The 26,303-nt window shown below is 46.8% G+C and carries 26 protein-coding genes and 3 pseudogenes; 11 read left to right on the forward strand and 18 right to left on the reverse strand.

Annotated elements, in window-relative coordinates; translation table 11 throughout:
• Window positions 1-122 precede the first annotated feature (122 nt).
• Window positions 123-749 (forward strand): isochorismate family cysteine hydrolase YcaC, encoded by a 627-nt coding sequence (gene ycaC, locus JQ822_RS20260; protein WP_213134977.1) that lies wholly within the window; start codon window positions 123-125, stop codon window positions 747-749.
• A 58-nt stretch (window positions 750-807) separates the two neighbouring features.
• Here the strand turns inward: ycaC and zinT are convergent, their stop codons facing one another.
• The 6 genes from zinT to JQ822_RS20290 form a co-directional block, all read right to left on the reverse strand.
• Complete coding sequence (zinT, locus tag JQ822_RS20265) at window positions 808-1,458, reverse strand: metal-binding protein ZinT (RefSeq protein WP_213134978.1); 651 nt, start codon at window positions 1,456-1,458, stop codon at window positions 808-810.
• A gap of 117 nt (window positions 1,459-1,575) precedes the next feature.
• The gene (locus JQ822_RS20270; RefSeq protein WP_213134979.1) at window positions 1,576-2,166 is read right to left on the reverse strand and encodes an ATP-binding cassette domain-containing protein; all 591 of its coding nucleotides are present in this window, start codon (window positions 2,164-2,166) and stop codon (window positions 1,576-1,578) included.
• Window positions 2,150-2,944 (reverse strand): ATP-binding cassette domain-containing protein, encoded by a 795-nt coding sequence (locus JQ822_RS20275; RefSeq protein WP_213134980.1) that lies wholly within the window; start codon window positions 2,942-2,944, stop codon window positions 2,150-2,152. Before JQ822_RS20275 ends, JQ822_RS20270 begins: the two co-directional genes overlap by 17 nt.
• Window positions 2,938-3,750 (reverse strand): ABC transporter permease, encoded by an 813-nt coding sequence (locus JQ822_RS20280; protein WP_213134981.1) that lies wholly within the window; start codon window positions 3,748-3,750, stop codon window positions 2,938-2,940. Before JQ822_RS20280 ends, JQ822_RS20275 begins: the two co-directional genes overlap by 7 nt.
• A complete protein-coding gene (locus tag JQ822_RS20285; protein WP_213134982.1) occupies window positions 3,740-4,714 on the reverse strand; it encodes an ABC transporter permease in 975 nt (324 codons plus the stop codon). The genes JQ822_RS20280 and JQ822_RS20285 overlap by 11 nt, the downstream gene beginning before the upstream one ends.
• Window positions 4,714-6,300 carry an ABC transporter substrate-binding protein gene (locus JQ822_RS20290; RefSeq protein WP_213134983.1) on the reverse strand — a complete coding sequence of 529 codons (1,587 nt, stop codon included), beginning with the start codon at window positions 6,298-6,300 and terminating at the stop codon, window positions 4,714-4,716. The genes JQ822_RS20285 and JQ822_RS20290 overlap by 1 nt, the downstream gene beginning before the upstream one ends.
• Before the next feature lie 430 nt (window positions 6,301-6,730).
• On the opposite strand from JQ822_RS20290, the gene JQ822_RS20295 reads away from it, so the two are divergent.
• From JQ822_RS20295 to JQ822_RS20305, 3 genes are all read left to right on the forward strand, one after another.
• The gene (locus JQ822_RS20295; protein ID WP_213134984.1) at window positions 6,731-8,818 is read left to right on the forward strand and encodes a TonB-dependent receptor; all 2,088 of its coding nucleotides are present in this window, start codon (window positions 6,731-6,733) and stop codon (window positions 8,816-8,818) included.
• A gap of 314 nt (window positions 8,819-9,132) precedes the next feature.
• Complete coding sequence (locus JQ822_RS20300; protein WP_213134985.1) at window positions 9,133-9,423, forward strand: Bor family protein; 291 nt, start codon at window positions 9,133-9,135, stop codon at window positions 9,421-9,423.
• A gap of 157 nt (window positions 9,424-9,580) precedes the next feature.
• Window positions 9,581-11,104, forward strand: a complete 1,524-nt coding sequence (locus JQ822_RS20305) for an EAL domain-containing protein (protein ID WP_213134986.1) — start codon at window positions 9,581-9,583, stop codon at window positions 11,102-11,104.
• Between the two features lie 74 nt (window positions 11,105-11,178).
• Here JQ822_RS20305 and JQ822_RS20310 read toward each other — a convergent pair whose 3' ends face one another.
• The 3 genes and pseudogenes from JQ822_RS20310 to JQ822_RS24440 form a co-directional block, all read right to left on the reverse strand.
• A complete protein-coding gene (locus tag JQ822_RS20310; protein ID WP_213134987.1) occupies window positions 11,179-13,107 on the reverse strand; it encodes a putative bifunctional diguanylate cyclase/phosphodiesterase in 1,929 nt (642 codons plus the stop codon).
• A gap of 17 nt (window positions 13,108-13,124) precedes the next feature.
• Window positions 13,125-13,619: a molybdopterin-dependent oxidoreductase gene (locus JQ822_RS20315; protein WP_213134988.1), complete on the reverse strand. Its 495-nt coding sequence runs from the start codon at window positions 13,617-13,619 to the stop codon at window positions 13,125-13,127.
• Window positions 13,620-14,410: 791 nt separating this feature from the next.
• Window positions 14,411-14,562, reverse strand: a pseudogene (locus tag JQ822_RS24440) (S24 family peptidase); the annotation flags it as partial.
• 188 nt (window positions 14,563-14,750) lie between these two features.
• Here JQ822_RS24440 and JQ822_RS20320 point away from each other — a divergent pair.
• Window positions 14,751-14,993 carry a DinI family protein gene (locus JQ822_RS20320; RefSeq protein ID WP_213134989.1) on the forward strand — a complete coding sequence of 81 codons (243 nt, stop codon included), beginning with the start codon at window positions 14,751-14,753 and terminating at the stop codon, window positions 14,991-14,993.
• A 241-nt stretch (window positions 14,994-15,234) separates the two neighbouring features.
• Here the strand turns inward: JQ822_RS20320 and JQ822_RS20325 are convergent, their stop codons facing one another.
• Window positions 15,235-16,269, reverse strand: a complete 1,035-nt coding sequence (locus tag JQ822_RS20325) for an acyltransferase family protein (RefSeq protein ID WP_213134990.1) — start codon at window positions 16,267-16,269, stop codon at window positions 15,235-15,237.
• 168 nt (window positions 16,270-16,437) lie between these two features.
• Between JQ822_RS20325 and JQ822_RS20330 the strand changes: the two genes are divergently transcribed.
• On the forward strand, window positions 16,438-16,821 hold the full coding sequence (locus JQ822_RS20330; protein ID WP_213134991.1) for a hypothetical protein: 384 nt from the start codon (window positions 16,438-16,440) through the stop codon (window positions 16,819-16,821).
• A gap of 295 nt (window positions 16,822-17,116) precedes the next feature.
• On the opposite strand, the pseudogene JQ822_RS20335 reads toward JQ822_RS20330, so the two are convergent.
• Together JQ822_RS20335 and JQ822_RS20340 are read right to left on the reverse strand one after the other, a co-directional pair.
• Window positions 17,117-17,284, reverse strand: a pseudogene (locus tag JQ822_RS20335) (NADP-dependent isocitrate dehydrogenase); the annotation flags it as partial.
• A gap of 373 nt (window positions 17,285-17,657) precedes the next feature.
• Complete coding sequence (locus tag JQ822_RS20340; protein ID WP_213134992.1) at window positions 17,658-18,347, reverse strand: aspartate/glutamate racemase family protein; 690 nt, start codon at window positions 18,345-18,347, stop codon at window positions 17,658-17,660.
• A 172-nt stretch (window positions 18,348-18,519) separates the two neighbouring features.
• Between JQ822_RS20340 and JQ822_RS20345 the strand changes: the two genes are divergently transcribed.
• Together JQ822_RS20345 and JQ822_RS20350 are read left to right on the forward strand one after the other, a co-directional pair.
• The gene (locus JQ822_RS20345; RefSeq protein WP_213134993.1) at window positions 18,520-19,389 is read left to right on the forward strand and encodes a LysR family transcriptional regulator; all 870 of its coding nucleotides are present in this window, start codon (window positions 18,520-18,522) and stop codon (window positions 19,387-19,389) included.
• A gap of 341 nt (window positions 19,390-19,730) precedes the next feature.
• Window positions 19,731-20,273, forward strand: coding sequence for an AAA family ATPase (locus JQ822_RS20350; protein WP_110277578.1), 543 nt, complete (start codon window positions 19,731-19,733; stop codon window positions 20,271-20,273).
• Window positions 20,274-20,277: 4 nt separating this feature from the next.
• Here the strand turns inward: JQ822_RS20350 and JQ822_RS20355 are convergent, their stop codons facing one another.
• Window positions 20,278-20,868 (reverse strand): GrpB family protein, encoded by a 591-nt coding sequence (locus tag JQ822_RS20355; protein ID WP_244849036.1) that lies wholly within the window; start codon window positions 20,866-20,868, stop codon window positions 20,278-20,280.
• Window positions 20,869-21,199: 331 nt separating this feature from the next.
• Here JQ822_RS20355 and JQ822_RS20360 point away from each other — a divergent pair, with 331 nt between their 5' ends.
• The 3 genes and pseudogenes from JQ822_RS20360 to JQ822_RS20365 form a co-directional block, all read left to right on the forward strand.
• Window positions 21,200-21,481: a hypothetical protein gene (locus JQ822_RS20360; protein WP_231593807.1), complete on the forward strand. Its 282-nt coding sequence runs from the start codon at window positions 21,200-21,202 to the stop codon at window positions 21,479-21,481.
• A 325-nt stretch (window positions 21,482-21,806) separates the two neighbouring features.
• Window positions 21,807-21,923 (forward strand): YnaM/YnfT family protein, encoded by a 117-nt coding sequence (locus JQ822_RS24695; RefSeq protein ID WP_352446998.1) that lies wholly within the window; start codon window positions 21,807-21,809, stop codon window positions 21,921-21,923.
• A 106-nt stretch (window positions 21,924-22,029) separates the two neighbouring features.
• A pseudogene (locus JQ822_RS20365) lies at window positions 22,030-22,158 on the forward strand (DinI-like family protein); the annotation flags it as partial.
• A gap of 133 nt (window positions 22,159-22,291) precedes the next feature.
• Here JQ822_RS20365 and JQ822_RS20370 read toward each other — a convergent pair.
• Genes JQ822_RS20370 through JQ822_RS20390 form a run of 5 tightly spaced genes read right to left on the reverse strand, consistent with a single transcriptional unit; the run spans window position 22,292 to window position 26,274 of the window.
• The gene (locus tag JQ822_RS20370; RefSeq protein ID WP_213134995.1) at window positions 22,292-22,822 is read right to left on the reverse strand and encodes a tail fiber assembly protein; all 531 of its coding nucleotides are present in this window, start codon (window positions 22,820-22,822) and stop codon (window positions 22,292-22,294) included.
• Window positions 22,823-22,839: 17 nt separating this feature from the next.
• Window positions 22,840-24,471 (reverse strand): phage tail protein, encoded by a 1,632-nt coding sequence (locus tag JQ822_RS24445; RefSeq protein WP_048216553.1) that lies wholly within the window; start codon window positions 24,469-24,471, stop codon window positions 22,840-22,842.
• The gene (locus JQ822_RS20380; protein ID WP_048216554.1) at window positions 24,464-25,027 is read right to left on the reverse strand and encodes a phage tail protein I; all 564 of its coding nucleotides are present in this window, start codon (window positions 25,025-25,027) and stop codon (window positions 24,464-24,466) included. The genes JQ822_RS24445 and JQ822_RS20380 overlap by 8 nt, the downstream gene beginning before the upstream one ends.
• Window positions 25,017-25,937: a baseplate assembly protein gene (locus JQ822_RS20385; protein ID WP_137348211.1), complete on the reverse strand. Its 921-nt coding sequence runs from the start codon at window positions 25,935-25,937 to the stop codon at window positions 25,017-25,019. The genes JQ822_RS20380 and JQ822_RS20385 overlap by 11 nt, the downstream gene beginning before the upstream one ends.
• On the reverse strand, window positions 25,927-26,274 hold the full coding sequence (locus JQ822_RS20390; RefSeq protein WP_137348210.1) for a GPW/gp25 family protein: 348 nt from the start codon (window positions 26,272-26,274) through the stop codon (window positions 25,927-25,929). The genes JQ822_RS20385 and JQ822_RS20390 overlap by 11 nt, the downstream gene beginning before the upstream one ends.
• Between the last annotated feature and the right edge of the window lie 29 nt (window positions 26,275-26,303).

Here is a 26,303-nt window from a genome sequence, read left to right on the forward strand (position 1 = left end):
TTCGTTCCATATTTGCAACGATGAAACTCATTTTTGCGACTACCCAATATCCCGGATAGCCACTACTGTTTATCAATAGATTTAGCCCTCAAGGCACCCTCTCATCACCTGGAGAAAGAAAAATGACTATTGCTTATAAACGTGTTGATAAAGATCAGGCTGCCGTACTGTTGGTCGATCACCAGGCGGGTTTGCTGTCGCTGGTTCGTGACATTGATCCCGACAAGTTTAAGAACAACGTGCTGGCACTGGCCGATCTGGCGAAGTACTTCAAATTGCCAACCATTCTGACCACCAGCTTTGAAACCGGCCCTAATGGCCCACTGGTACCCGAGCTAAAAGCCCTGTTTCCTGACGCGCCCTACATCGCACGTCCGGGGCAGATTAACGCCTGGGACAACGAAGATTTTGTCAAAGCGATTAAAGCGACGGGTAAAAAGCAGCTAATTATCGCCGGGGTCGTTACCGAAGTGTGCGTCGCGTTCCCTGCGCTGTCGGCCATTGAAGCTGGGTTCGACGTTTTCGTGGTCACCGATGCTTCCGGTACATTTAACCCACTGACCCGCGACTCCGCCTGGAACCGTATGTCGTCTGCTGGCGTACAGTTGATGACCTGGTTCGGCCTGGCCTGCGAGTTACACCGCGACTGGCGTAATGACGTTGAAGGACTGGGCACACTGTTCTCCAACCATATTCCTGACTACCGCAACCTGATGACCAGCTACAGCACGCTGGCTGCCGGAAAATAATTTCAACGCGTTCAACAACCCGCCGTTACCGGCGGGTTTTAATACAGCCATGCCTGAATTAGTGATGCAGCATCTCGTCGATGACCTCTTCCGCTTTTAGCTGGTACGGATAATAGGTTGGCCAGTTGTCCATCTCTGCAAGCAGAGCCGCCTGCGACGTATTTCCCATAAAGATGTGATAGTGGCTCGATTTGCGTGGCGCAATAATATGATCGCTAAACTGAACGTATTTCGGCGCGTTGCTGTTTGCCTCTTTGCACTCAAACAGATAACGCACACCCTTTTTACCTGACGTGTAAGTCAATATTTTGTACCCGGCATAGTCATATTTGCACGACGCAACCTGATTACCGGTATGAAACTCCATCACACCGTTCTCGATGCCGATAGTGTCCACCTTGGTGGCATAGCCTTTGCGGTAATAGGCTTTAATCTCCTCCGCTGTTTTACTTTTATCCTTCTCGGCTTTTTTCTTAAATACCGGATCCAGCTCGCCACTGAGCAGATAAGGGTAGACAGACTGCCACATTCCATCCCAGTCGGTCAGCTCCCGGTCCTTCACATTGCTATTATCAAAAACGCCCTCTGACGCTTTTTGCTCTATTTCGGTCATCGGCGCGCCGTGGGAATGATGCCCATGAGCCAACGCCTGACTACTGATGAACAGCATCCCCAGAACAGCTGCCAGTTTTTCCAAACGAATAGCCAAAATTCCACCCTCAATATGTTTGCGAGTGAAATGTTATAATATAACATTACGAATTAATCAACGCGGTTATGCAACATTCAACCGCGTTGATAAGCCATTAACACAGAGAAAGGACGATTATGGACAAGGCAGCATTCGCGAGCATATCTGATCAAGCAATGCCTGCTGATGGCTGATGATGAGTATACCCAACGGGCGACGCTGGCATTCTTCAAGCAGCAGAGCCCATACGTCTCGTTGAATAGAAGGGTCAAGCTGGGCGGTAATTTCATCGGCAATGAGAAAACGCGTGCGTGGGTCAAGCGCGCGAAGCAGTGCAATACGCGCCAGTTCGCCACCGGAAAGCTGCCCGGGGCGGCGGGTTAACCATTCAGGGTTGATATGCAAACGGGCGAGCGTTGTTGCGTCCGGCTGCCAGGCATCCCGCACCGCATCACCTGTAGTCCGCCAGGGGTTGAACGTCAGTTCCGGATGTTGCGGCACCAGCTGTACCGGGCAATATTGCCCGACCGGTAACGGTTTATCATCGACTAAAATTTCACCGTATGTTGGCTTTTGCCATCCGGCAAGCACGCGTCCCAGCGTGGTTTTCCCGGTTCCGCTGGGTGCGCAAATCCCCATGCGTTCCCCGATAGCCAGCGAGAACGTCAGATTTTGCCACAGCATCTTGCCGCCCTGGCGAATAGTAACATCACGACAGCACAGCATTCAGCTCTCCAAAAAGTTGATTTCTTTCAGGTAGCGCCCGCCATTGCCGCTGCAGCTGTTCGCTTATTTCCCCACGCAGCAACTGTTCCCGACTCACGTTATCCGATACCCGTCCCTGATGCAGAGCGACAATGCGGTCCGCATGACGCGCAGCCAGCGTAAGATCGTGCGTCACCCACAGCACGCCGCGTCCCTGCTCGCAAAGCCCGCGCAAATGCCCAAGCAGCTGATTAGCCAATGGCGCATCGAGCCAGGCAGTAATTTCATCGGCGAGGATATACCGCGCCTGACTGAGCGACGCATGGCACGCCAGAATACGTTTAGCCATCCCACCGGAAAGCTGGCGCGGGAAGGCATCTAATACGCTGGCATCCAGTTGACTACGCTGGAGCAGTTGTGTCATTTCCCCCGCATCCCAGGGCTTACCGGAGAGCTGACTCGCTCTTTTTAAATGTTTTTCAATGCTCAGCAATGGATTCAGCGCCTGTACACCTTGCGGTACATAACTAAAGGTATTGCCGCGACATTCACGGATCTCATTGCGATCCAGCGTTTTGCCATCGAGAGTTATCGCGCCCTTAACGCGCAGATTCTCAGGTAGCAGATCGAGCAGGCACTGCAACAGCAGGCTCTTACCTTCTCCGCTGCCGCCGACTAACGCCACCATCTGACCGGGTGCAATATCAAAAGAAATATCCTGCAGCAGCGATGACCATTTTCTCGCGCCGTACCAGCGATAGCGCGCCACGTCCAGCGAGACCTGCTTTAGACTCAACATGCTTCACCTCTCAACCACAAACGATGTACCGCCCTGGCAAACTGGTCAAATAACATCACCAGGCTGAACAGCATTAATCCTGGAAACAGCACCAGCCACCAGTTGCCGTGACTGATAAATCGCAGCGCATCCGCCAGTAGCAGCCCCAGCGACGGTTCATGCGGCGCCAGCCCGAATCCAAGAAAACTCAACGCCGCGCTATGTAACACCGCGTGCGGAAACATCAACAACGTGCCGGTTAACCATTGCGGCAAAAGCGCAGGTAAATAGTGATGGCGCCAGCAGTAAAAATGACCGTGCCCCAGCCGTCGGGTCAGCATCAGGTAGTCACTGTGTGCGACACGTTCTGCCTCGGCGCGCAGGATCAAGGCCAGGCGCGGCCAGTGGGTCAGCGCAACCGCCAGCACGACCCCACTTTTACCGCCGCCAAGGGTAAAACAGATCAGAATAAGCAGCAGCAGATGCGGCATAGAGAGCATGGCGTCAGTGACCAGACGCATCAGGACATCCATACGCGGATGTAACCGCGAAACCGCCGCCATCAATAAGGCAATCAATCCGCTACACAATGCCGCGCCGATACCAATCTGCAGGCTGGTTAGCGCTCCCTGAAAACAACGCACCCATAAATCACGTCCGAGGTTATCCGTACCAAACCAGTGCAGCGCATCCGGTGGCAGATGGCGGGCCAGCAGGTCGACGTTCAGCGCATTATCCAGCGTGGCGGAACCATACAGGGCGATGAAGAGTAGCCCCCCCGCAGACAGCAGCAGGCGAATTAACGTTGGGGTTGGGTTATAGAGCATCAGGACGCTCCACCGCTCGATTCAGAACATGGACTAACCAGGAAGAGAGCGAGTTGCCCATAAACACCAGCACGGTACTGAACAGGACGATCCCCATCAGTAGCGGCACATCGCCACGCAATCCGGCATCGATGGTGGCCTGCCCCAGTCCGGGATACGCAAAGACTTTTTCAGCCAGCAATGCGCCACCGAACAGTTCGCCAAGCGAAGCGAACTGCAGGCACAGCGCCGGAGTGATGGCGTGGCGCAGGACCTGATGGCGCAGCAGCGACCACCCCCTGTCCCCCTGGGAACGGGCAAAACGGACGAATTCGCTTTTCATCACGCTGGCGATGCTTTCTCGGGTATGGAGCGTAATTTGCCCTAATCCCAATAAACTGAGGGCACATACCGGAAGAACCAGATGGCGCAGACGCTCAGTGAAGGTTGCCATATCGCCACTATTACCCGGTTCCCACGCACAGCAGACGGGGAGCAACGGCCAGCGTACCGCAAACACGGCCAGCAGCAGCATACCAATCCAGAAGGTCGGCAATGATGAGAGCAGATAGCTGAGGCGGCAGATCATTTTATCCGGCCAGCGGTTCAGAAAGCGCCCGGCGACAAACCCCATTGCTGTGCCCAACAAACCCGACAATAACCATGCGCCACTCAGCAGCGCGAAAGAGGTAGCAAAACGCTCTTTGATCACGCTGGCGACCGGCGCATTAAACAGCATCGAATACCCGAGATCGCCCTGTAAGACGCGTGCAAACCAGTGCCCGAAACGTTCCCACAGCGGCTGATCCAACCCCCAGCGTGCGGCGATACGCGCATACTGTTCTGGCGGAACATGCAGAAGATCGTTACCAATATAGGCACGAATCGGATCGACAGGCGAAAAGCTGAGCAGGATGAAGGTGCCAGCAGCAACCAGCACCAACAACACTACCAGCCGTACAAAATGTCCCACAACAGACTTCATCAACGGCAGGTCCAGGTCCATTCATCAAGATTGTTGAGCAGAGACCAACTGCCGTGAATTTCCGGCGCGCCTTTACCCAGGTTAATGCACGGATTGGCCAGATAGGTGTGCTGTATATTCAGTAACCATGCCCACGCAGCATCGCCCTGGACACCTGCGCCCTGCTTACCATCCCATTCCACCTGTTGCCAGAAAGGCACCGCTTTTTGCCAGTCCGCAGCATCAACGGCTTGTTTCAGATGCTGTTCAACCACAGGATTGCTGTAATAGCCGGGGTTGTAATACTCAACGCCCGCAGCCTGCCCGCTGTAGTGATGGAAAAGCTCCATCGGATCTAAACTTCCCCAGCCAAACAGCGTGGGGTTCGCATGCATATGCCGCTCAACGGTTTCCCAGCTTCCGGATTGCAGTGATACCGCAATGCCTACAGGCTCAAGCATCGCACGCACAGCTTCGGCTAAATCCCGACGCGTACTGTCGCCGCTCGCATACCATAACGTCAGGCGGGCTTCTTTGCCGTCTTTTACACGCACGCCATCCGGGCCGACTTTCCAGCCAGCCTGTTCCAGAATGGTACGTGCTTTTTCAGCGTCGCCATCTTTAAATGCAACCGATGGCCCCTGCCACGGCAACCCCTGAACCGCGCTGTACGCCGGGATAGCGTGACCTTCCATAACCTGCTCAGCAAGCTGCTTACGGTCGATGGCATAGTTGATGGCTCGTCTGATGGCGACATCGGCCGTAATATCGTTACCTACCGGATAACCGTTAGCATCTTTCTTGCCTGCCGGCACCATCGGGAAGACAATCCCTCGGTTCTCTACGCTGTTGCGAACCCACAGCTTCAAATTGCTTTGCTGAGGAGCAACGGCCATTGACGGCGCAATACGTACCAGACCCAGTTGCCCACTGCGTGCGGCTGCATACGCGTTATCTTCGTCCAGGAAGACAAATACCAGCCGGTTAAAATCATTTTTCTTACCGGCATACCAGGGGTTAGCTTCTACGATCAACTGCTGACCCGGTTGAAAACTCACCAACCGATAAGGACCAGCGCCAATCGGATTTCTGGCAAATGTTTTTTCATCGTATTGTTTTGCCGGAACAATGCCTAACGAGCCCAGCACATTCACAAACGTACTCTGCGGACTGCGTAGCGTTATTTCTACCGTACGATTGTCTTTCTGGCGGGCATGGATGAAATTCCCCATGTCGATTTTCCCACCACTTGTCGCGGCTTTGTTGAAGGTGAACACCACATCTTCAGCCGTGAGCGGGGATCCATCGGAGAATTTAAGATCGGGTTTTAACGTTAACGTCCAGGTTTTACCATCTGCATTGGTCGCCACCTTTTCCGTCAACAGGTTTCCCCAACTCATATCCGCATTTTGCTTTAATAAAGGCGCATGCAGTAGCAGATAGCTGCCGTGACTCCAGCCCAGCATCGGGTCAAACCCTTCCGTGGGTTCTGGCCCAATAGCCAGTTTTAACGTCTGCCCTTGTGCCGCAGGTTGTGCAGCCAAAAGGGAGGAAGAAAATGCCAGTGTCAATGCACACGTCAGCCGTGCCAGCTTGCCTTTAATCATTATGTTATCCAGATTTGCATTATTTTATGCCGTTCAACGATTGATTGCCGTTAAACGGTCTCCGGGGAAAGTGATTATGGCGGACAGAAATGGTGAAAAAAATGATGCGGCTCAGAAAAGTATGATGATTTCATAAAATTATCATACTTTTTTCTGATACTCCGTTATGAGTACGATTTGAATCGTAGAGAATTGCTTAAACCGTAGCCATTTGTTCAATGACATATTCATCCCAGCCTAACAATTGCCAATGCAGACTATTGGTCTTCCTGCCATTTCCTTATCTGAAATTTATGACAATTTATGTATATTTATTAAAGAAATACACATAAAGTGACAAGTTATGTAAATTTGTAATGATAATTATTTGTATTATCATTTCCATCAATTATCTTACTGCCTTTGAATTTTTAACAAAGGAAGTTTGACTATGCGTTTAAAACCTGTTGCCTCTGTCGTTCTGTCCTGTCTTGGATTCAGCTGTACTTATGCTTTCGCCGACGACGTGATGGTCGTGACCGCTTCTGGTTACGAAAAAAAGATCACCAACGCCGCCGCCAGCGTTTCTGTTATTTCTCAACAAGAATTACAAACCAATAAATATAATGACCTGGGTGAAGCCCTGCGCTCTGTAGAAGGGGTGGATGTTGAAAGCAGCACCGGTAAAACCGGCGGTCTGGAGGTCAGCATTCGCGGCATGCCCGCCAGCTATACCCTGATTCTGATAGACGGTATTCGTCAAAATGGCAGCAGTGACGTGACGCCAAACGGCTTCTCTGCAATGAACACCAGCTTTATGCCTCCTCTGGCAGCCATCGATCATATTGAAGTGATTCGCGGCCCCATGTCGACGCTATACGGTTCTGATGCTATCGGCGGTGTCGTTAACATCATAACCAAAAGAAGTACGGACAAATGGAGCACGTCCATCAATACCGGTGTTAACCTACAAGAAAGCAATAAATGGGGTAACAGCACGGTTGCCAATTTTTGGTCAAGCGGTCCTTTAATCGCCGGCGTGCTGGACATGCAGGTGCGCGGAAGCACCACACAGCGACAAGGTTCCAGCGTCACCTCCCTGAGCGATACCACGTCGACGCGCGTGCCTTATCCAACGGAATCAGAAAACTACAACATCGGTACCCGTCTGGACTGGAAAACCGGTGAAAGTAATACGCTCTGGCTGGATCTCGACTCCGCAAGACAGCGCTACGATAATGGCGACGGGCAACTTGGTAACCTGACCGGGGGATACGATAAAACCCTGCGCTATGAGCGCAACAAGGTCACGCTGGGTCACGATACCGCATTAACATTCGGCACCTGGAAATCATCCGTGGGCTGGAATGAAACCGAGAACAAAGGCCGCCAGTTGGTCTCCTCTGCCCTTACGCCTGAAAATGCAGGCCGGGCCGGTGACGCTCGTGAACTGAAAAATACCAACGTCATTCTGGACTCGATACTGCTGACGCCATTGGGCGATTCACATCTGCTTACCCTCGGCGGAGAATACTGGGATGCCCGCATGAAGGACGGCGTGGTGCTGGCCAATACCGGCGAAACATTCCACCAGAAAACATGGGCGACCTACGCGGAAGATGAATGGCACATTCTCGATTCGCTGACATTAACCGCAGGTACACGCTACGAGCATAATGATGTCTTTGGCGGACACCTCAGCCCACGAGCCTACATGGTCTGGGACGTCTCCGAAGAGTGGACCCTGAAAGGCGGCGTTACAACCGGATACAAAGCCCCGTCACTTAGCCAGTTACACAACGGCATCAGCGGCGTTACCGCCCAGGGAACCGTCAATACGGTCGGCAACCCTGATCTTAAGCCAGAAGAAAGCACCAGCTATGAAACCGGGCTGTACTATGAGAACGATGCAGGGCTGAACGCCAACGTTACCGGCTTTTATACCGAATACAAAAATAAAATTGTCTCGTACTCTATCGATGATAATACCAACAGCTATACCAACAGCGGCAAGGCAAGAACGGACGGTGTTGAATTCGCCAGTACCTTCCCTCTTTGGTCCGACGTACTGAGTTTGTCGCTCAACTACACCTACACGCAGAGCAAGCAAAAGGATGGTGAGAACAAAGGCGCACCGTTGAGCTACACCCCCAAACATATGGCTAACGCCCGTTTGAACTGGCAGGCAACCGAAGATATGAACGCCTGGCTGAGCGCACGCTATCGTGGTAAAGCCCCACGCTTTACCGAAAATTATGACAATCTCAGTGCAGTACAAAAGGCGGTGTATGATGATAAAGGGGCAAATTTAAAAGCCTGGACCGTTCTGGATATGGGAATGTCCTATAAATTGACCAAAGAACTGACGTTGAATACAGCCGTGAATAACGTCCTGGATAAAGACTTTAGCGACGTCACCCTGTATCAGGTAGGCCGCAGCAGCACCTACGCGGGTGACTATTACCAGACAGCTCAATCTACGACCGGATACGTTAACCCGGGTCGCAACTACTGGGTTTCGTTAAACTACCAGTTCTAATTGGCTTCACGTTTACCGGTCGGGCTATTATACGCCCGGCCTCTTCCTGATATTGCCATAACACTCGCTGTAGAAATACATAAGGCACAGAAACATTCATTATTGGCTGACAGCAATGTTGATATTAATAAAATGCTGGCATTCTGCAAAATCAGCTTACAAAACGCCTACAAACATCGCATTAACTTATTACAAAAATAAATATTCACTAAACAACCAGCATTACTCACCCAGTATTAATTACTGGTCGGATATGCCCCACGGGCAATAAATAGGAATATTAATCCCCTTACTATCAAACCCAAACGGTTAAAATGAAAAAATTAATGATTGCCTTTATTGCTGCCACAGCAATATCAGGCTGTGCACAGCAAACCTTTAAAATTAATAATGGCATTGCTGTAAAACCTACGAATGAAACCAAACAAACATTTTTTGTACACGGAATCGGTCAATCGCAAACTATCGATGCTGCGCTTGTTTGTGGCGGTGCAGATAAAGTCATTCGTACCGAAGTACAGGAATCAGGCATGGATGTTTTCTTGCGTATTATAACGATTGGTATCTACACCCCCCGAGAAGCCAGAGTCTACTGCGCGAAATGATCTACTCCGCAGGTGTTCTGTGAACGCCTGCTGGTTTTTATTGACCACTACAAAAATAACGCTATAGCCATAGCTATTTCCAACTCTGTCTACCATTATTTCTGTATAAGGCGACCTGGCCAGGAAATTCCCACTCTTTTCGCCACAGGACAAAATCATGCGCAGTACACTTCTTCCAATAATCGTTGCTGTGTGCCTTTCTCTTGCCGGCGTTTCTATTCTGAGCCTACAGCTATGGTATTCATCAAACGCCGACAGCCTTGCTGGGGCTAAGTATGCAGAAAAAAATATAAATCGGATCCTCGATGAAGCTTCACTGGCAACCCGAACCGCTATGGATATCGTGATTGAGGGATGCAATCTGGAAGAACAATATCAGCTCGGTACTGAAGCTGCTCTGAAGCCTCATTTGCGAACTATTATCATAATCAAGAGAGGCACGGTATGGTGTTCATCGCTGCCAGGTAATCGCGTGTTGTTAAACCACGTTCCCAGTATGTCTGATACAAACCTACTCCTTGTGCCTGCAAAAGACTCCGCCAATGAACTACCGTTACTGTTATACCAGACAAATTTTGTGGCAAGCCGCATTTTAGTCACCATTAGCGATCAGCACATTCGGGATGCATTGAATGTTCCATTGAAAGGAGTAACTTATTCTTTACAAGTCGGTGAGAGTGTCATCGGTACGTCTGGTGATGTGACGACAATAAACGCCAGCAGACAACTTGCCGGGCGGATCGAGTCTACGAAATATCGTTACAGTATAATCTACAATCAGCCACCGTTATTTAGTCTAGCCAGAATTGTCACTAAAGGTTCGGGCATACTGATTTTCATCCTGCTAATATCCTGTGTAACTGCCTACTTTCTTGATATTTATTTCAAAAAAAATGACACACCTGAAGAAACTCTGCGTAGAGCAATTATAGCTGGCGAAATCGTTCCATTTTACCAAATGATTGTAAATGGCAGAGACGGGACACTACGTGGCGTTGAAGTATTGGCAAGATGGAAGCACCCGAGGGCAGGATATATCTCCCCCGCATCCTTTATTCCTGTTGCCGAGAAGTCGGGTCTTATCATACCGCTAACCCAGAGCCTGATGATGCAAGTTGTTAAAAATATGAATACCATTTCCAGCAAGTTACCGGAAGGATTTCATATTGGGATTAACTATAGCGCATCCCATATCATCTCTCCCACATTCGTGGAAGAATGTCTGAAATACAGAGATAGTTTCAACCGCAGTGATTTACATTTAGTCATCGAAGTCACCGAACGAGAACCCTTACATGTCGATGAGAATCTTGTCCGGAGACTAAATACACTGCATGAGAACGGCTTTGTTATAGCGCTTGATGATTTTGGCACAGGCTATTCGGGGCTTTCTTATCTTCATGATTTACACATCGATTATATTAAAATTGACCAGAGTTTTATCGGCCGAGTCAATGCAGATCCTGATTCAACCAGAATTTTAGATTGTGTGCTGGATCTGGCCCGCAAACTATCTTTGAGCATTGTTGCAGAGGGTGTCGAAACGCAGGAGCAACTCGACTATCTGAACAAAAATAATATCACGTTACTACAGGGATACTATTTCTATAAGCCTGTCACTTTCACAGAGCTGATAATGATTCTGTTGTCCAAACCCAGAGTAAAAGTTGTCGTTGGGTGAACACGCTACGACGATTTGTAGTGGTCAACTAAAACTGCTGCCCTGAATCCACGGGCAGAAGGATTGTTCGCAATTTAACCGTTTCTGATTTCCCCATCGACACAAGGCTGAGGTTTACCAAACAGATATCCTTGTGCGAAATCGCAGCCCAGTGCCCGAAGACTTTCCAGCTGTTCCTGCGTTTCAACACCTTCTGCAACAGCCTTCATATTGAGGGATTTCGCCATGCCAGTGATGAGTTTGATGATATTAAGAGCGTCTTCCTGTGTAGATATTGAATGTACAAAGGACTTGTCTATTTTTATTTTATCAAAGGCAAGTCTACTCAGTCGCGAAAGAGAAGAGTATCCAGTACCAAAATCATCGATGGAGATTTTCACACCCAGGGCTCTGAGCTTATTAAGTGTATTCATCGGCGTAGTGCTCTCAGTAAAGAGAGAGGATTCAGTCACTTCCAGCTCAAGACGGTCAGGCGGAAGTTCTGTTTCTTTCAGAATGGACAACACTATCCCCGCAAAGGCTTTGCTGCTTAGCTGGACAGGAGAGACATTTACTGAAATTTTAGCCGGAACAGCCCAGGAGGCCGCTTCCCTGCAGGCAATTTCAAGCACAGATTTCCCCATCTCGTTAATCATTCCTGTTTTTTCAGCAACAGGAATAAAACTATCCGGCGACAGGAGGCCCTTGAGAGGATGTATCCAACGAATAAGAGCCTCATAGCTGTAAATTTCCTGGCTAAAAGAATCTACAATGGGCTGATAATAAACAACGAATTCTTTATTCACTAATGCCATTGCCATATCATGTTCAAGGGTTCGGCTTTCTTGCAGCTTTTCTAACATTCGTTGCCGGAAGACTTTTATCTTACCTGAGCCTTCATTTTTGGCTTCATAAAGTGCCAGATCGGCAAATTTATAAAGATAGTCGGAGCGGCGTTCAGTTTCTGAGATAACAATGCCGACACAGGTAGTGATATTTACAATCGTATTATAAATAGTGTAGGGCTGGTTGATAAATTCACATATTTTTTGAGCTCGTGAAACAGCACGCCCCTCAGTCAGGCCGCTCGAGATAAACGCAAACTCATCCCCACCTAAGCGATAAAGGGTATCTGAGGCAAGGCTCATCGAAATCAGGCGGTGGGAGATCTGGCGTAATAACATATCACCGGCATCATGACCATACGTATCATTTACCTCCTTGAATCGGTCTAAATCAAACAACATCACAGTCACAGAATTGTTATTCTTTTCAGCCACTTCGATTGTTTTATTTAAACTTCCCCAGAAAAAATGGCGATTATTCATCTCAGTAAGAGAGTCATGGTAGACGTCATATTCCAGCTTTGCATTCTGGATTTGCAGTTTTTCTTTAGAATTCTGCAGTTCTTCAGCAAGGCTCTTAACCTGAAGATGCCCTCTCAGAATGTTTCTGTTCTGATAGATTATCAGCACGCCCAGAATCGCACTCAATATTATCAGCAGTACAGACGTCGCCGAATAAATATAGTACAGAGTTTGAATTTTGAGGTTGGCATTATTAATCGAGTTAACATCTTTGTTTAACGCACCGGATGAAAAACGGCCTAACGGCGCATCCAACTCATGCATTACTTTCAGATATGTCTGGAGTTCTGAGCGGTTCATTTTCTCGAGATTAACATCCAGATAATTAAGGGTGTTTTCAAGTTTTACCGCCAACTCACGATGCATTTTATTACCTTCTATATAGTGCCCCAAATCACCTTCTTTTATCAAATCACTCTGGCTGAGCATAATATCGAGACGCAGGCGTACGTCATCGAGCTTAATCGTATTATCGATGGTGTAAAGACCAAGCCATGATTCGAATCGGTAATACTCTGATACCATTTGTGCGGCAGACCATGAATCGGTGTATTGCGTCAACTTCTGTAACTCTTGTTGCCTTTCATGCACAAGGAAAGATATATACCCGGTAGATATGAAAAGGAAAAATATGATGCCAGCCAGTATTCTGTTCATGATATTCCTCTGAACGCCTACTCAATATCCATTTTACTGACCTGCCATGCTGACCTTGAATAATAAATCTGATTATTCAGTTCAGGTATGCTGTCATAGGGATACACAATAAATAACGGACCTTTATCACGGATGCGCATATATTCTCCGTTGATTTTTAAAGCAAGGATAACATTGTATTTCTTAAAATCACTGAGAGGGATAACGGTGGTGTAGTCATTGAGCGCAGTGACCTTTACAAGAGTACCGCTCGCCCCAACATAATCCATGAGCTTTTGCAGGGAAATACCCGTAAATGTAGTGCGGCCATTATACCAGGGAGAGGTCGTCTGGAAACTTACCATGCCCAGTTTCTCAAGGCTGGCGATATCAAAAACAGCTTTCCCGTCTTGATTTGTATTTTCTATATTACCAGACAGTGTTAAAAGGACTTTACCAACAGGTTTGGAAAGCTCACCAGCCCAGACCTGGGTGGAGACTACAAAGCTTAACAACATGACAATTAAACGCATTCTAACCTCACCTGTCTACCGGATGTAAAAGAATTATAATTTAGATATCATGCTATTTATATATGCTGACCAGGTATTATTGATGCCATAAGCTCACTCACAACTTAACCCAATAAAATCAATGAGTTAGTTAAAATATATTTTTTAATAATGATTAAGAAAGGTCTATACTGTTATTTAAGCACGCTAGATTTTGGTGTGTCTGCGCAGAAAAAACCATCTGTTTAGTCAACGCAAAATAAACACTTACAAATATAAAGGTTTATTTTTTGCGCATCTACAGATGCATTGTTGTTTTTCCGGCGGATCGCTCATACCTTTGACGATCAGGTCAGCCGCTTCAACCCATTGAACTCACAGCACATAGCAACCCTAAAGACGGTAGCTCACCGTCATGGGGGCGGAGTCTCGTGTCAACCAAAAATCCTCTAAAAACCAGCCTGTTGCGTCGTTTTTTATGCCTGTTTTCTGAGTGGGGAAGCTCCGGGAAATTACTGGGGAGAAACACCGCCAGGACTATTGAATTTGCCAGACAATATAGCGGCTGTGTAGTCGATGATGAAAAACCAGGTGCCTGCTGACATCAGTCAGGCACCCGTAATCACACAGCAGTGCATATTGGATACGCTATATCCGTAGCGAGTGGGTAAATTTATAGTCATTACAAAGACGGTTGTCATTAAATCTTTGTGATTGATATCTAATATTTTTAACTAAAATATTAGATATCATGAGTGGTTAATTAAACACCAAACAAGCATAATTATCCTTTCCCATGGATGTGTTTCTATCTACATAACCGGGCAATCATCAAATTCTGAGTTCCTTGCATCATTGATGATGTACGTGATCACCCCAAAGGAATTGTAACCATCACTGTCTTCTGGCCCCCCCTCCTCCTGTTCTCCAGATTAATCAGGTGTGGTTGATGATAAGTTCGGTAACCTTACTCATTTCCTGGACAAATCGCTGTGTAGTGACAGTCTTCCGGGCCATTCGGTTCTCGCTGTATAGAAGCATGCAAGGCCATTTCAATATCGCTACGTCGTGGCATCATTAGACCCCTCTTGAATATCGGATAAAAACACAGTATAAAGCTGTATATCCATCCAGTAGAAAAGGCAATAAGCAATGTTCGTAGAACTCGTTTATGACAAAAGGAATTTTGATGGTCTACCCGATGCAAAAGAGATCATTCTGGGCGAATTGAGTAAGAGGGTTCACCGGATCTTCCCCGATGCTGATGTTCGGGTTAAACCGATGATGACACTGCCGGCGATAAACACTGACGCCAGCAAGCATGAGAAAGAGCAGATCAGCCGAACGGTTCAGGAAATGTTTGAAGAGGCTGATATGTGGCTTGTTTCAGATTAAACACACTAATTCATCACACTGGATAAGTACAATCTACCGCGACTGGCAATCATTCAATACTCGCACTATCGAACGTTCGCCAGTCTGCCGCAACCATGCCCTTGCATGCTGTGTGGTTGCGCCCCCCCATTCTCACAGGCTTAATTGCTATGGTTATCGAGGAGATATGATAATCCACTATTCTTTGGGATCTCCATACCTCTGTAAAAAGACCACTGGTTATAAGTGGCCTTTAGTTATATCAAATAGATTGTTGTTTTTTCCAGAACGTATCTTTCGGTATTGTAAGACGCGTCTTCAGGCTTAATGATTTCTTCTCAATGATATTCCAGGAAAATAAAGCCATTCCAATGGTAAAAATTGTCGAAAGCAATAATGCCGTGTAAGGACTTGTTTTAAAAAAGCCATAATTACAAATAACCTGAATTACAGGGAAATTATAAAGATATATACCATAAGATAGATCCCCAATTTTTTGTAAGTTAGCAATGCAAGGAAGAGCTAAGCATATAAAAAGAATGCCAGACACAACCAGTGCAGGTTCAATTAAAAACCGTGCCAACGGAAAAGAAATTAACCAGTGTAGCCCTAATGAGTACAGAAAAGTAAATGATATTGCTTTTTTCTCATTCTTCAATGAGGCAAACAATACTCCACCATAATAATACAACGCCAGCCCAACGAATTGCATGGCAAGAACTCTTGAAGGTGTATGGTGTACGTATAAAAAATAATAAACCCAGCCGAAAGCCCCTAAAAAAATGATGAAGAAGGTAGTAAACCCCACCCTTTTGAAGAGGAAGTGATAAAATGGCATTGATGAATAAAGAATAATTTCAGACTTAATCGTCCAAAGTGAGCCATCCACTGACCTGAGCGGATTATGAACAAAAACACCGGGTAGTGAATCTGCTAAAAAATTAAGCGAGATAGTATTGAATAAAATGTAACGCAAGGTGCTTTTGTTACTGAAAAACTCCCCCAAAGAGTAAGATGTAATAATAGCTCCCATACAAACAGCTGCAAACACAACAAACAGATAGGCAGGAAAAACCCGCAATGCACGTTTGATAAAGAAATTTACACCCGAGTCTCTGTAATAACTTTTAGTCACAAGATAACCACTTATAACAAAAAAGCACTTTACCAGCGTGTCACCTGTAAGGTAATTAAAAATAAAATTTAACTCCTGAGTATCCGTAATACCCGCTGCATGTACCAGTAAGATCCCAAATGCCAAAAGAAGCCTGACTAAATCAAAGTTGTCTTTACTCATTCGCCACCAAAATAGCTAAAGGGAGGGTTTATACCATCAATCAATAGATGATTTTTTTGTAATAAATCCCAAAGACTCAATACAAATGATCAAGATCAACTAACCTAACATCAGATAGAGAGTTAATATTTAATGAAAGTTAACTAAGGAAAACAGGAGATTATTTCCATGGGAACATATTTAAATGATTTAACGGGAACATATTTAAGTGAAGATGAAAATTATGAGATAACTATCACCAGGGAAGATCCAAACCTTGGTTTTTTTGAGGGTTTCCTCATAAACAAAAAATCACCATTAGGGGAATGGAGATATGAATTAAATGATTCAAATACACGCCATGCCTATTTATCAGGAAAGAAATTAATTGCAGTTGGTATTTTCCCGTGGTACCGGTCAGGCATGTGGGATGAGTCAGTATTTGAATACTGGAATGGCGCTTATGATGCACCAACAAACAAATTGACTATGGGTATGACTGTCACTTACACATCCATTGAAAGTGGTATTCAAAACACAGTAGAAAGTAATATTATTCTCATAAAGAGATAAGGGGTTTTATAATCTAAAAACAATGCGCCAGAAAAGGCGCATTAAACTCCCACTACGAACAAATTTCAATTTGCTCTTATTCACAATAAGGACAAACGTAGAACTGTATGCCGTCAATGCACTGCCAATAACCTCAGCATTACTTGTGTTGCTTTCGCTAAGAATTGGATAGTCGTCGATGTAAAAACAGGGTGAACACACCTGTTTTTTGGGGAAGAGTTTTGGGAGACAATTTTGCAGGCACAAAAAAACGGGAACCTCTCGGCTCCCGTTCTCATACAACCCAGAATGTGGATTACATGTTTTCGATGATCGCGTCACCAAACTCTGAACATTTCAGCAGCTTAGCACCATCCATAAGACTTTCAAAGTCATAGGTTACGGTCTTGGCGTTGATCTCACCGCTCATACCTTTAACAATTAAATCAGCCGCTTCAGTCCAACCCATGTGGCGCAGCATTAGTTAGATCATTCAGCCGCAACCATCTGATATAAAAGCATAATTTCATCAATTCACATATGTTCTACTGACTATTGGGCGTTCCCTAACCCACTGATTATAAATATATTTTTTTAGGTTTTGATAACCACTTTTAGCGTTAAAACAACAATCAGAGCTATTCAGAATAGGGATTTTGATCGTGCGCATTATACCCATAATCAATAAGTTACCGCTGACTGCAAACCTCAATGATGAAGCTTATACAGTCCTAACGGTCCGCTATGAGCGAACAGCGGAAATTCGCTGTATGATAAAGGCATTACTTAAATCGTGGGGTGTTAAACAACAGAGAGCAGGTCGCTCCCTGTTGTTTCCGAAACACTCATGTTAAATGCTACTGAAGAGCTTTAAACAACGTCTCAATGTGAATATCAACCGTATCCAGTGCTTTAACAGGTAACTCTGTACCCACGAACAAAAGGGGAAGTTCTGTGCATCCCAGGATGATGGCCTCAATGCCTTCATCCTGACACATCCGTTCAATTACAGCGGTAAACTTGTCTCGCGTCTGTGGCTTTATAATGCCTCTTTCGAGTTCATCGTGGATTTTATCTGCGATGTAATCAATCTCATCACTATGCGGGATGACTACCTGAATGCCAGCTTCAGTGAAAGGCCGTTTGAAGAAGTCAGCCTCCATTGTAAATCTTGTCCCTACCAGCCCGACTTTCTTCAGGCCCTGAGTCTGAACTTCTGCACAAGTGGACTCTATAATGCTGACAAGAGGAACCGTGGTACACGACTGGAGTTCATTGAAGACGATATGTGGTGTGTTACCGGTCAAGGCGACGACTTCAGCCCCTGCGGCCACCAGATTCCCGACAGCCTTTGCCAGGTACTTCGTCAGAGCTTCATAATCTTCCCTTCCACACATAGCCAGGACGTCATATACGTTGATACTTTCAATAGTTAGAGGCGGAAAGAATGTATCGCCAATTCTTTTGTTAGCTTCATAAACAAATTTGCGATAGTAGAGCAATGTCGATTCAGGTCCGGTACCGCCGATTAATCCAAGTTTCTTCATTTTACCCTCAAAAGCTCCCGTATTAATCAACCGTGACAATCTTGCCAGGAACAACAAGTGGTTGAGGCTAACTGGGGCTGGTAGCTATTTAAATGGAGTAAATAAATTAAAAAACATGTAGATTCATTTCAATTGAATAAAATAGAATCTAATTTTCAATTATGGTAAATTTATGGATGTAACTGACTTCCGAACCATCATAGCACTGGTAGAAACAGGTACCATTACTGCAGCAGCAAATGTGCTCTGCCGAGTCCCCTCAGCAATAACCACTCGAGTTCAGAACCTGGAGAGCCAGCTTGGCACCACACTGTTTGTAAAATCTGGTCGTCGGTTTCTTCCAACAAATGAAGGCCAGATGCTTTATGACAATGCACTGAAGATTATCGAGCTGGTTACTTTAGCAGAACAGCAGATGGTGAAGCCGGTCCCTGGTGGTCGGTTCAGATTGGGCGCGCTCGACAGTATGGCTGCAACAAGGTTGCCAGAGCCGCTGGCACGCCTCTACCAGCAACATCAATCAGTGTCGGTGGAGCTGGTTACCGGGATAAGCCGCACATTGCTCGATGCAGTGCTTAGTCACGAACTTGATGCAGCCTTCATTGCTGACGCACCGGCTGATGACAGACTGGAACGCATGGCTGTTTACAAGGAAGAACTGGTTATTATCGCCGCAGCAAATTTCCCGCCAATACGTTCTGCTGCCGATTTAACTCACACAACGTTGCTGGTATTCAGTGACGGCTGCTCCTATCGCGACCGGCTAACAGCCTGGTTCAGAGAGGCAGGGATCAGACCTTACAGGCTGGCAGAAATGTCTTCCTACCATGCCATTCTGGGCGGCGTCAGTGCAGGAATGGGCGCGGGCGTGATACCAACACCAATCCTCGATACGTTTCCGACACAGGAACTCATCACAATCCATCCCTTTGAAAGTGAAAACAGCCAAATAACAACGGAACTGATATGGCGTAAGGGAGGGCTCACGGCTAATACCTGTGCCCTGATTGATATCTTGTCTTCAAACATTGGAATTGCCTGACAACTGCAACTAGTTTGGGATTATGACCGCCTGACAGTGTCTGCAATGTTGAAATCCCTACTGAGTGAAATGATACTACTAACTTTTTCCATCCTGCCATACGCTAATGCCCGGCTTTAATCCGCTCCCCGTTTGTTGAAATAAGCTAAAACTGTCAACATCCGCTTATAGCACAATGCGGACAAGCTGACTGAGCTGAAGGTCCGCTGAGAGCGAGGAGCGGACATTTAAATGGGGATAAGAAGTAGTTAGTCGTGTCATCAGCAGGTAATATGGTGATACGCTAAAAGTACGCCATCAATTGCTAAATCATCGCGTCTAAGAAAGTTTGGGAGAGTTCAATGTCTTCAGTTTTTCAGCATCGATTCATTCTGACTGGTGGCCCTGGGTCAGGCAAAAGCACGATAATTGATACGATTATAAAACGAGGGTTTTGGTGTTCTAAAGAAGCTGGAAGAGGTGTGATACAAGACCAGGTTAACATCGGCGGTGATGCATTACCGTGGGCTAACCAGAGTGCATTTGCAGAACTGATGCTATCCTGGGAAATGCGTTCGTGGCATGAAGCGGAAGGGCAAACACAACCCTGCTTCTTCGACCGTGGTGTTCCTGATGTTGTGGGTTATTTACGTCTTTCTGAGCTTTCCATACCGAGGCATCTGGAAAACGCCATCGAGAAATTTCGCTATAATCGAATCGTATTTATTGCACCACCCTGGCGTGACATATATGTACAGGACACAGAGCGCAAACAATCTTTCGATGTTGCCGTCGCGACATATCACGTAATGGTGAAAACATATCGTATGTATGACTATCAATTGATTGAATTACCATGTACTTCAGTAGAGGAACGTGTGGATTTTATCCTTTCCAGTATATAGCACATCAAATATAGCCCAAATGTTTAAAAATCCTCTGATAGATATCGTGTACCACTTTACTTTTATTGTCATGATATTTATGAATATCAAAGCTGCAACCTTTAATTGCCTCAAATTTGGCATCAGCATATAATTTGCAGTCCTTTTCTGACTGTCTAAGCCAATCTCGGAAAAGCAAATGACGAGCTGTTTCAGGGGTGTCCCGAGTAAAAACATGCAGGTTAACTCTAGGATTTTCATAATGAAAAAGACGGTGACCATGGAAGCGAGGTTCACGAACAATTAGTCTATACCCAAGCTTTTCAAGCGCTAACAAATATACTTCTTCATCCGCAGCATCAGCAACCGTCACGTCAATATCAATAACGGGTTTAGCGGCCAGACTAGGCACTGCCGTAGAATCCACATGATCAATTTTTAGCAAATTCGAACCTAATATATACTTAATTTTAGATTCCAGTTCTGAATATATTTCCGGCCATGAGGGATCATAAGCAACGACCGAAATATTCTCAATCGGCGGTACACCATTAACAAAGTAGCTATCCTGAGGATCGATGACATAATGCTCCATCATCTCTTTTTTGCTAACCATAAACTGATACCCATAGATCATTCAAATTATGAACGATAGTGTACAGGAGATGGGGTTGGATGTCTCTCAAGCGACCGCTTTTGGCACGCAGGTGACGCTCAGGGGGGAGTGTTCATCGTACCTAAATTCTGCTTCTGAATGGGGAAGGACTTTGGGTCAGGGTCAATCAGGTGTGTATACCTAAATAAGTGAATCGATGCCAAAGGTTGACAGCGTGGGATTGGTCGTTTTTTTACGACAGTGATGTTGCGGGAGAAGCAATAAGATAATATATGCTTTACCACAATTATTTGTTGCGACGAATCAGGTGATGATCGACTTAAGGTATTATGTGAATGCTATTAAAAACGGAAAGGAAGTAAATTGCATTCAAGAGAGTTGGGAAAAAGATGACTTGGCAGAAGTTGAGTCTGTCTCTAAGGTATGGCTTCATGAGAGTGGTGTGGTAATCGGCTACACTAATGAGCTTGAAGCAATGAAAAGCTCCGCTAATGCTTGTCCTGAATGCTGGATCTGTTGGGAAGTAATCGATGCGGCTGGACAGGATATCAGACCAATGAAAAAGCAATTTCATAACGTTTGCCAGGAATCATACTGGTTGAAAATGAATTGACGCCTTGCATACTGCTTCACTTTCCGCGATGACAAAAGTGACTCTTGCGATTTTTGGGATGATACTCTCAACCAAATCGGGCTTTAGATTAAAAAACTGTTTAAAAATAAAAAATTACGTCTTTTTTATGCCTATCTTTTGCACGTGAAAACTTTGGGGAATTACTGGGATGAAACCCTCGACAGATCACCAGTAAGCTGCGTTCCACTCCTGCATACGCCAGGTTGCGGTAATATCTTCTTGAAGAGCCAGCATGGTAGCTGTCAGGAACCTTTTCCCTGTGCAGTAGTCTAAAAATAGAATCCATCTGACTTAAAGAAACGTTATGATTACCAGCCTTTCATTAGTGTTTGCCGTAATTACCACTCTGTGCATCATGTTGTTCGCTGCGGTAAAAGTAGGGATTGGTTTGTCTAACAATCCAGACCGAAATGATAATTGACCTCTTCACTGGCGATCACTATACATCGCTTAATAAGACATGCTCACATCGCCGTACAGTCATCAAACTCTGCGGTCCTGGCATCCTTGATGACGTAATTCAGTAAGAGAGGGTTCACCGGATGTTCCCGGATACTGATGTTCGGGTTAAACCGATGATGACACAGCCCGCGATCAATACTGACGCCAGCGAGCACGAGAAGGAACAGATAAACCGAACAGTCCAAAAAATATGAGCTAACTGTCACAATTGCACTGCGACAGGACGCCGCGATGAAGGAATGGCGACGGAAAAAACCGCCGCACTTTCGGAATGTAAGAAATGCAGAGTGAACGTTACGCCTGTTGATACAGAAAAACCCGAATAGCCTACGCTCCCGGACGTACAGGCCAGTTAATATCAGGCGCAACTGACAAATCAAGACGACGTAACGTGGTGCGATATGCGCGTAATGCCGTCAGTTCAGCTTCTTCATCAGCAGAAATATCACCGTCCTGCTGTGCAGCTTCCAGCCAATTAATACGTGTTGTTGCTTCAGCCATACGTCTGTCACGTTCCGCAGCTGCGATAGACTGGTAATCCCGAATTTGCTGTAATTTTCCGTCTTTATAAAACCAGTCATCGCCCAAGGTCACACGGAGGTTCTCTTCTGTAGCAGGAACTTCAACCGCACTCAGATTAACCGGAAAAAACGCATTAACATCTGTCGTAAAGGTTCTCACCCGGCCATCATCGTCATAGCCAATTTTCAGTGTGGTTGATTCGTCAAATAACCCTCTAATTTCATACCAGTCATTACCTTTTTCATCCTGCAAATACATGACGCTCTGACCGTCTATATTTTTAGGCTTATTGGGATCGTCAGGTATATAAGGGGTAAATTTACTGAAACTCTGCATGCTTATTCCTTATGGCCTTAATTAAGTACATACCAGGTGTTATTAACCAATTTTCTTGTATAGCGGATCTGAATCCAGCCGACGTTGCTGGAACCACCCACCATTGAAAAGTTGTACATAGCAGCACCATCAGTCGGTCGCATATAACCTCGCCCGTCCCAAAACTGAAATTCAGTAGGCGCGGTCAGATCAATATTCTGGACAAAGTTCTGCAACACCCAGCTCATAGTCGCGTAAGCTGATAAGTCAGTAGCCGGTGGTGGGTTATGCGGCGAGTAAACTCTGACATCCTGGCTACCATTAAACTCATACACACCACCTTTGGCACTGATGTACGACTCAGACCTTAAAGGCTGGATACTGTTATTCACTCCATTGGCGAAACGGAAAACATGGGCATTGTTGGTATACACATCCAAAATACCGTCACCGTTCTGCTTAAGACCAGTGTCGTTATCGCCCAAAACAATTGAGTGGCCGCCGAGGGCATTCGGTGTTCCGATACCCAGACTGCCATTGATCGTGCCACCAGCAATAGGCAGCGCTCCTACATCACCGGCAGTCGGCTTATATGCTGTGGTGTAGTCAATCACCCACGACACACTTTCAGACATATCGCCATTCCATGTTTGACGGGTAGCGCTCGTTCCGTTATGTGAGAAATATTGCTGTACCCATGCATCCCCTGTTCGCCCTACGAACAAGAAACCGTAGCCATACAGTTTGCTACCATCAGGAGTCATGGGGAAATCGGCTACAGTGGCAGTATCTGAAACAGAGACCACCCACCATCCCGGCGTCGCGGCGGATGCCATCCTACCATTGTTACCAATTGTCCCATGGGGATTTAATGGTATAGCTCCGACATTGCGTAAAAATGATATTTTGTCGGGAATATCCGCACCATTCTGGTCTTTTTGCAACGCGCCAGCTGCCTTATTAACCGTTTGCTGTAAACCGATATTCTGAACAAACAAAGGAGGGTTTGGGATATCAGCGCCGTTCCGGTCTTTAGCCAGTCGCGCATTCGCATTATCCATTGCGATCTTAACTGCCGCAGGGGTTGCAGCCTGCGTTTCACTGGTGCTGTTCACAGCGCTGTTAAGTTGAACCAGCCCCCTTTGTTGTGTCGTGCCATCGAGGACACCAATGGATTCACGCGATGTTTTTTGTGCTTCCGCGCCCCGCGCTTTTATCTCTTTCAGGTTTTGGTCAATGCGCAGGAATAACCCATCGCCTGTTGCAACATTCAGCGTAATATTTGAGGTATCAGATACCGCGAGGCGGAACTGCATATTAACGCTGACGCCACCAACAGGCTTATCGATCGCCGGGCAGTTTGCCACTGCATAAAGCTCCCCGGCATCAGTCATCAGGCCAACTTCACGGACAGTAAAACCGCCCACATCTGTCGGCAAAACTATTTTCGCCATCAACTGTGTGGACTGTTCGGGGGACACAACCAGATCCGCAATATCCCCCCGGTATGTTTCATTAATCAGCCGTATTTGTGCCGGATCGGGTTGCACCTGTTTACCATTACTGTCACCGACCACAAACTGCGTAAGTACAATCCAGCGACCACTGGCAATGGCTTCAGCCTCCAGTTCCTTGCCCCGGTTGGTGATAATAGAATAATAATCAGCCATGAGATTCCCCGGTAAATATGTCCACGTCTATATGCGCTGTGGTCGCCCCCGCAATATAAATAGCTCCGTCCATCCCGACATTCGCCAGCACATCAATTTTACTCAGATAGCTGCGCAGATTTTTTGCCCGGTCAGTAAGTTGACGGATCTGATGATAGAGGGCGTCACTCACGCCCTGGCTACTTTGCACCTCTATCCGAAAGGTATACGGCGCTGCATGCGGTGTTTCCTCCCACCACTCCACAACTGTTGTGGGAAGGTTTACGGAGGCCAGCGAACGCCTTACTGCCCCGGCAGTGCCCCTGTGTTGATGAACATATGCAGCATCTTTTATCACCTGCCTCTTTTGCGTCTCTGTCCAGTTGTCATCCCAGAAATCAACGGCATGCTCCCAGGCAAGCCACGGGAGAAGGTGTGCCGGACAAGTGTCCGGATTTCTTGCTTTGCGCACCATGTTGGTATCAAGGGTCTCGATTTGCTCCGCACCAGCCTGCTCCTGAGCTCGCTCTTCGGGGAATGCGCCTGGAGGCAGCAGGGATCTAAATTTACCCACCATTGCTGCTTACCCCCCTGCGTGTGACATTTATGGCGGTACACCACGGCGCCTTACCAGCTTCCGCTTCAATATCCGCTACCGGGGAAATGAGCCTTACCCGAACCACTCCAGCTTGCTGTAACGAGGCATAAATTGCGGATAACGGCACTACAGCTTTAATCCGATGGGACAGCAGGGTATATGCACGTAAAGCATTAATTGCGTTGTTCAGAACCGCCTGCGCATCCGGCCCCTCTGGGATTTCCAGCTCTGCTGTTACAGCATAATTTGCAATTGTGGCGCTTTTCACTGTCACAAAATCAGTTAGCGGACGAATCTCATCGGCATTCAGTGTGCTGTTTACCTTACCCAGCAACTGCTGCCCTGCCGTTCCGTCCCCCGTCCGGGAGAGAACATACACATCAACATAACCCGGTCGATTGTGCGTTTCCGGCCCATAAGCATCCGCATCCAACACATCGGTATCAGCTGATTTGGCATGAAAGCGGTAAGAGTTTCGTGCGCCAGCGGTATTCAGCTGTGCCCACGAAAGCTGGATACGCTCACGAAATGCGTCATCATCTTCCAGTAGCGGCTCTATTGGTGGGACCGCATCTGGCTCACCGGGTTTAATAATCTGTCGCCTAACGTTGAACGCCGCGCCTATCTGATCAAGGTCAGCGTCTCTGGCGCTCGCCAGAAATACCGCTCGTACTGCATCATTAACCCGCTGAAAAGCCAGCGTCAGCTGGTAGGCATTCACCTCCCCCTGTTTAAATGTCGGATCAGACTCCACCAGCGCATCAAACTGCTTATCCAACTCACGCAAACGCGCCAGCCAGCGGGAGAAAATCTCTGCCGCATCAGGTACCACAATGGCATCCGGCACAGCGAGTTCGGACAGGTTAATTACGTCATAGCTACTTGCCATAAATCGTTATGTCCCCCGTTTTAACAGGTAAATTGGTTTCCTTGTTGATCCCCTCGATATTCACAACACAGCCAGACTCTCCTTCCGGAAAAGAGACAAGCACGCGCGTCACTTTCAGCCGGGGTTCCCAACGGGCCAGTGCTGTCGCTGACGCGGCAATCATCCGCAGGCGGGTAGACTCATCCCTGGGGTTGTCCAACAGCGAAAACAGTTCACTGCCATAATCACGCACGAGAACACGGCTTCCGACGGGGGTGCTAAGAATGTCGCTTACGGACTGGCGCAAATGGTCTACGCCAGACAGGCGTTTGCCAGTCCGGTTGTTTACACCGTTCATGATAACTTCCGTTGCTAAATCGCTGGATG

It is taken from the genome of Citrobacter sp. FP75, from assembly GCF_018342065.1.
Classification (GTDB): domain Bacteria; phylum Pseudomonadota; class Gammaproteobacteria; order Enterobacterales; family Enterobacteriaceae; genus Citrobacter.

Coding starts and splice junctions, on each gene's coding strand:
- JQ822_RS24695 (WP_352446998.1), top strand. CDS start 21,807: ATGATTACCAGCCTTTCATTAGTGTTTGCCGTAATTACCACTCTGTGC.
- JQ822_RS20280 (WP_213134981.1), bottom strand. CDS start 3,750: ATGCTCTATAACCCAACCCCAACGTTAATTCGCCTGCTGCTGTCTGCG.
- JQ822_RS20380 (WP_048216554.1), bottom strand. CDS start 25,027: ATGGTGGGTAAATTTAGATCCCTGCTGCCTCCAGGCGCATTCCCCGAA.
- ycaC (WP_213134977.1), top strand. CDS start 123: ATGACTATTGCTTATAAACGTGTTGATAAAGATCAGGCTGCCGTACTG.
- JQ822_RS24445 (WP_048216553.1), bottom strand. CDS start 24,471: ATGGCTGATTATTATTCTATTATCACCAACCGGGGCAAGGAACTGGAG.
- JQ822_RS20355 (WP_244849036.1), bottom strand. CDS start 20,868: ATGGTTAGCAAAAAAGAGATGATGGAGCATTATGTCATCGATCCTCAG.
- JQ822_RS20390 (WP_137348210.1), bottom strand. CDS start 26,274: ATGAACGGTGTAAACAACCGGACTGGCAAACGCCTGTCTGGCGTAGAC.
- JQ822_RS20305 (WP_213134986.1), top strand. CDS start 9,581: ATGCGCAGTACACTTCTTCCAATAATCGTTGCTGTGTGCCTTTCTCTT.
- JQ822_RS20295 (WP_213134984.1), top strand. CDS start 6,731: ATGCGTTTAAAACCTGTTGCCTCTGTCGTTCTGTCCTGTCTTGGATTC.
- JQ822_RS20325 (WP_213134990.1), bottom strand. CDS start 16,269: ATGAGTAAAGACAACTTTGATTTAGTCAGGCTTCTTTTGGCATTTGGG.
- JQ822_RS20315 (WP_213134988.1), bottom strand. CDS start 13,619: ATGCGTTTAATTGTCATGTTGTTAAGCTTTGTAGTCTCCACCCAGGTC.
- JQ822_RS20330 (WP_213134991.1), top strand. CDS start 16,438: ATGGGAACATATTTAAATGATTTAACGGGAACATATTTAAGTGAAGAT.
- JQ822_RS20340 (WP_213134992.1), bottom strand. CDS start 18,347: ATGAAGAAACTTGGATTAATCGGCGGTACCGGACCTGAATCGACATTG.
- JQ822_RS20300 (WP_213134985.1), top strand. CDS start 9,133: ATGAAAAAATTAATGATTGCCTTTATTGCTGCCACAGCAATATCAGGC.
- JQ822_RS20370 (WP_213134995.1), bottom strand. CDS start 22,822: ATGCAGAGTTTCAGTAAATTTACCCCTTATATACCTGACGATCCCAAT.
- JQ822_RS20350 (WP_110277578.1), top strand. CDS start 19,731: ATGTCTTCAGTTTTTCAGCATCGATTCATTCTGACTGGTGGCCCTGGG.
- JQ822_RS20385 (WP_137348211.1), bottom strand. CDS start 25,937: ATGGCAAGTAGCTATGACGTAATTAACCTGTCCGAACTCGCTGTGCCG.
- JQ822_RS20290 (WP_213134983.1), bottom strand. CDS start 6,300: ATGATTAAAGGCAAGCTGGCACGGCTGACGTGTGCATTGACACTGGCA.
- JQ822_RS20320 (WP_213134989.1), top strand. CDS start 14,751: ATGTTCGTAGAACTCGTTTATGACAAAAGGAATTTTGATGGTCTACCC.
- JQ822_RS20275 (WP_213134980.1), bottom strand. CDS start 2,944: ATGTTGAGTCTAAAGCAGGTCTCGCTGGACGTGGCGCGCTATCGCTGG.
- JQ822_RS20310 (WP_213134987.1), bottom strand. CDS start 13,107: ATGAACAGAATACTGGCTGGCATCATATTTTTCCTTTTCATATCTACC.
- JQ822_RS20285 (WP_213134982.1), bottom strand. CDS start 4,714: ATGAAGTCTGTTGTGGGACATTTTGTACGGCTGGTAGTGTTGTTGGTG.
- JQ822_RS20270 (WP_213134979.1), bottom strand. CDS start 2,166: ATGCTGTGCTGTCGTGATGTTACTATTCGCCAGGGCGGCAAGATGCTG.
- JQ822_RS20345 (WP_213134993.1), top strand. CDS start 18,520: ATGGATGTAACTGACTTCCGAACCATCATAGCACTGGTAGAAACAGGT.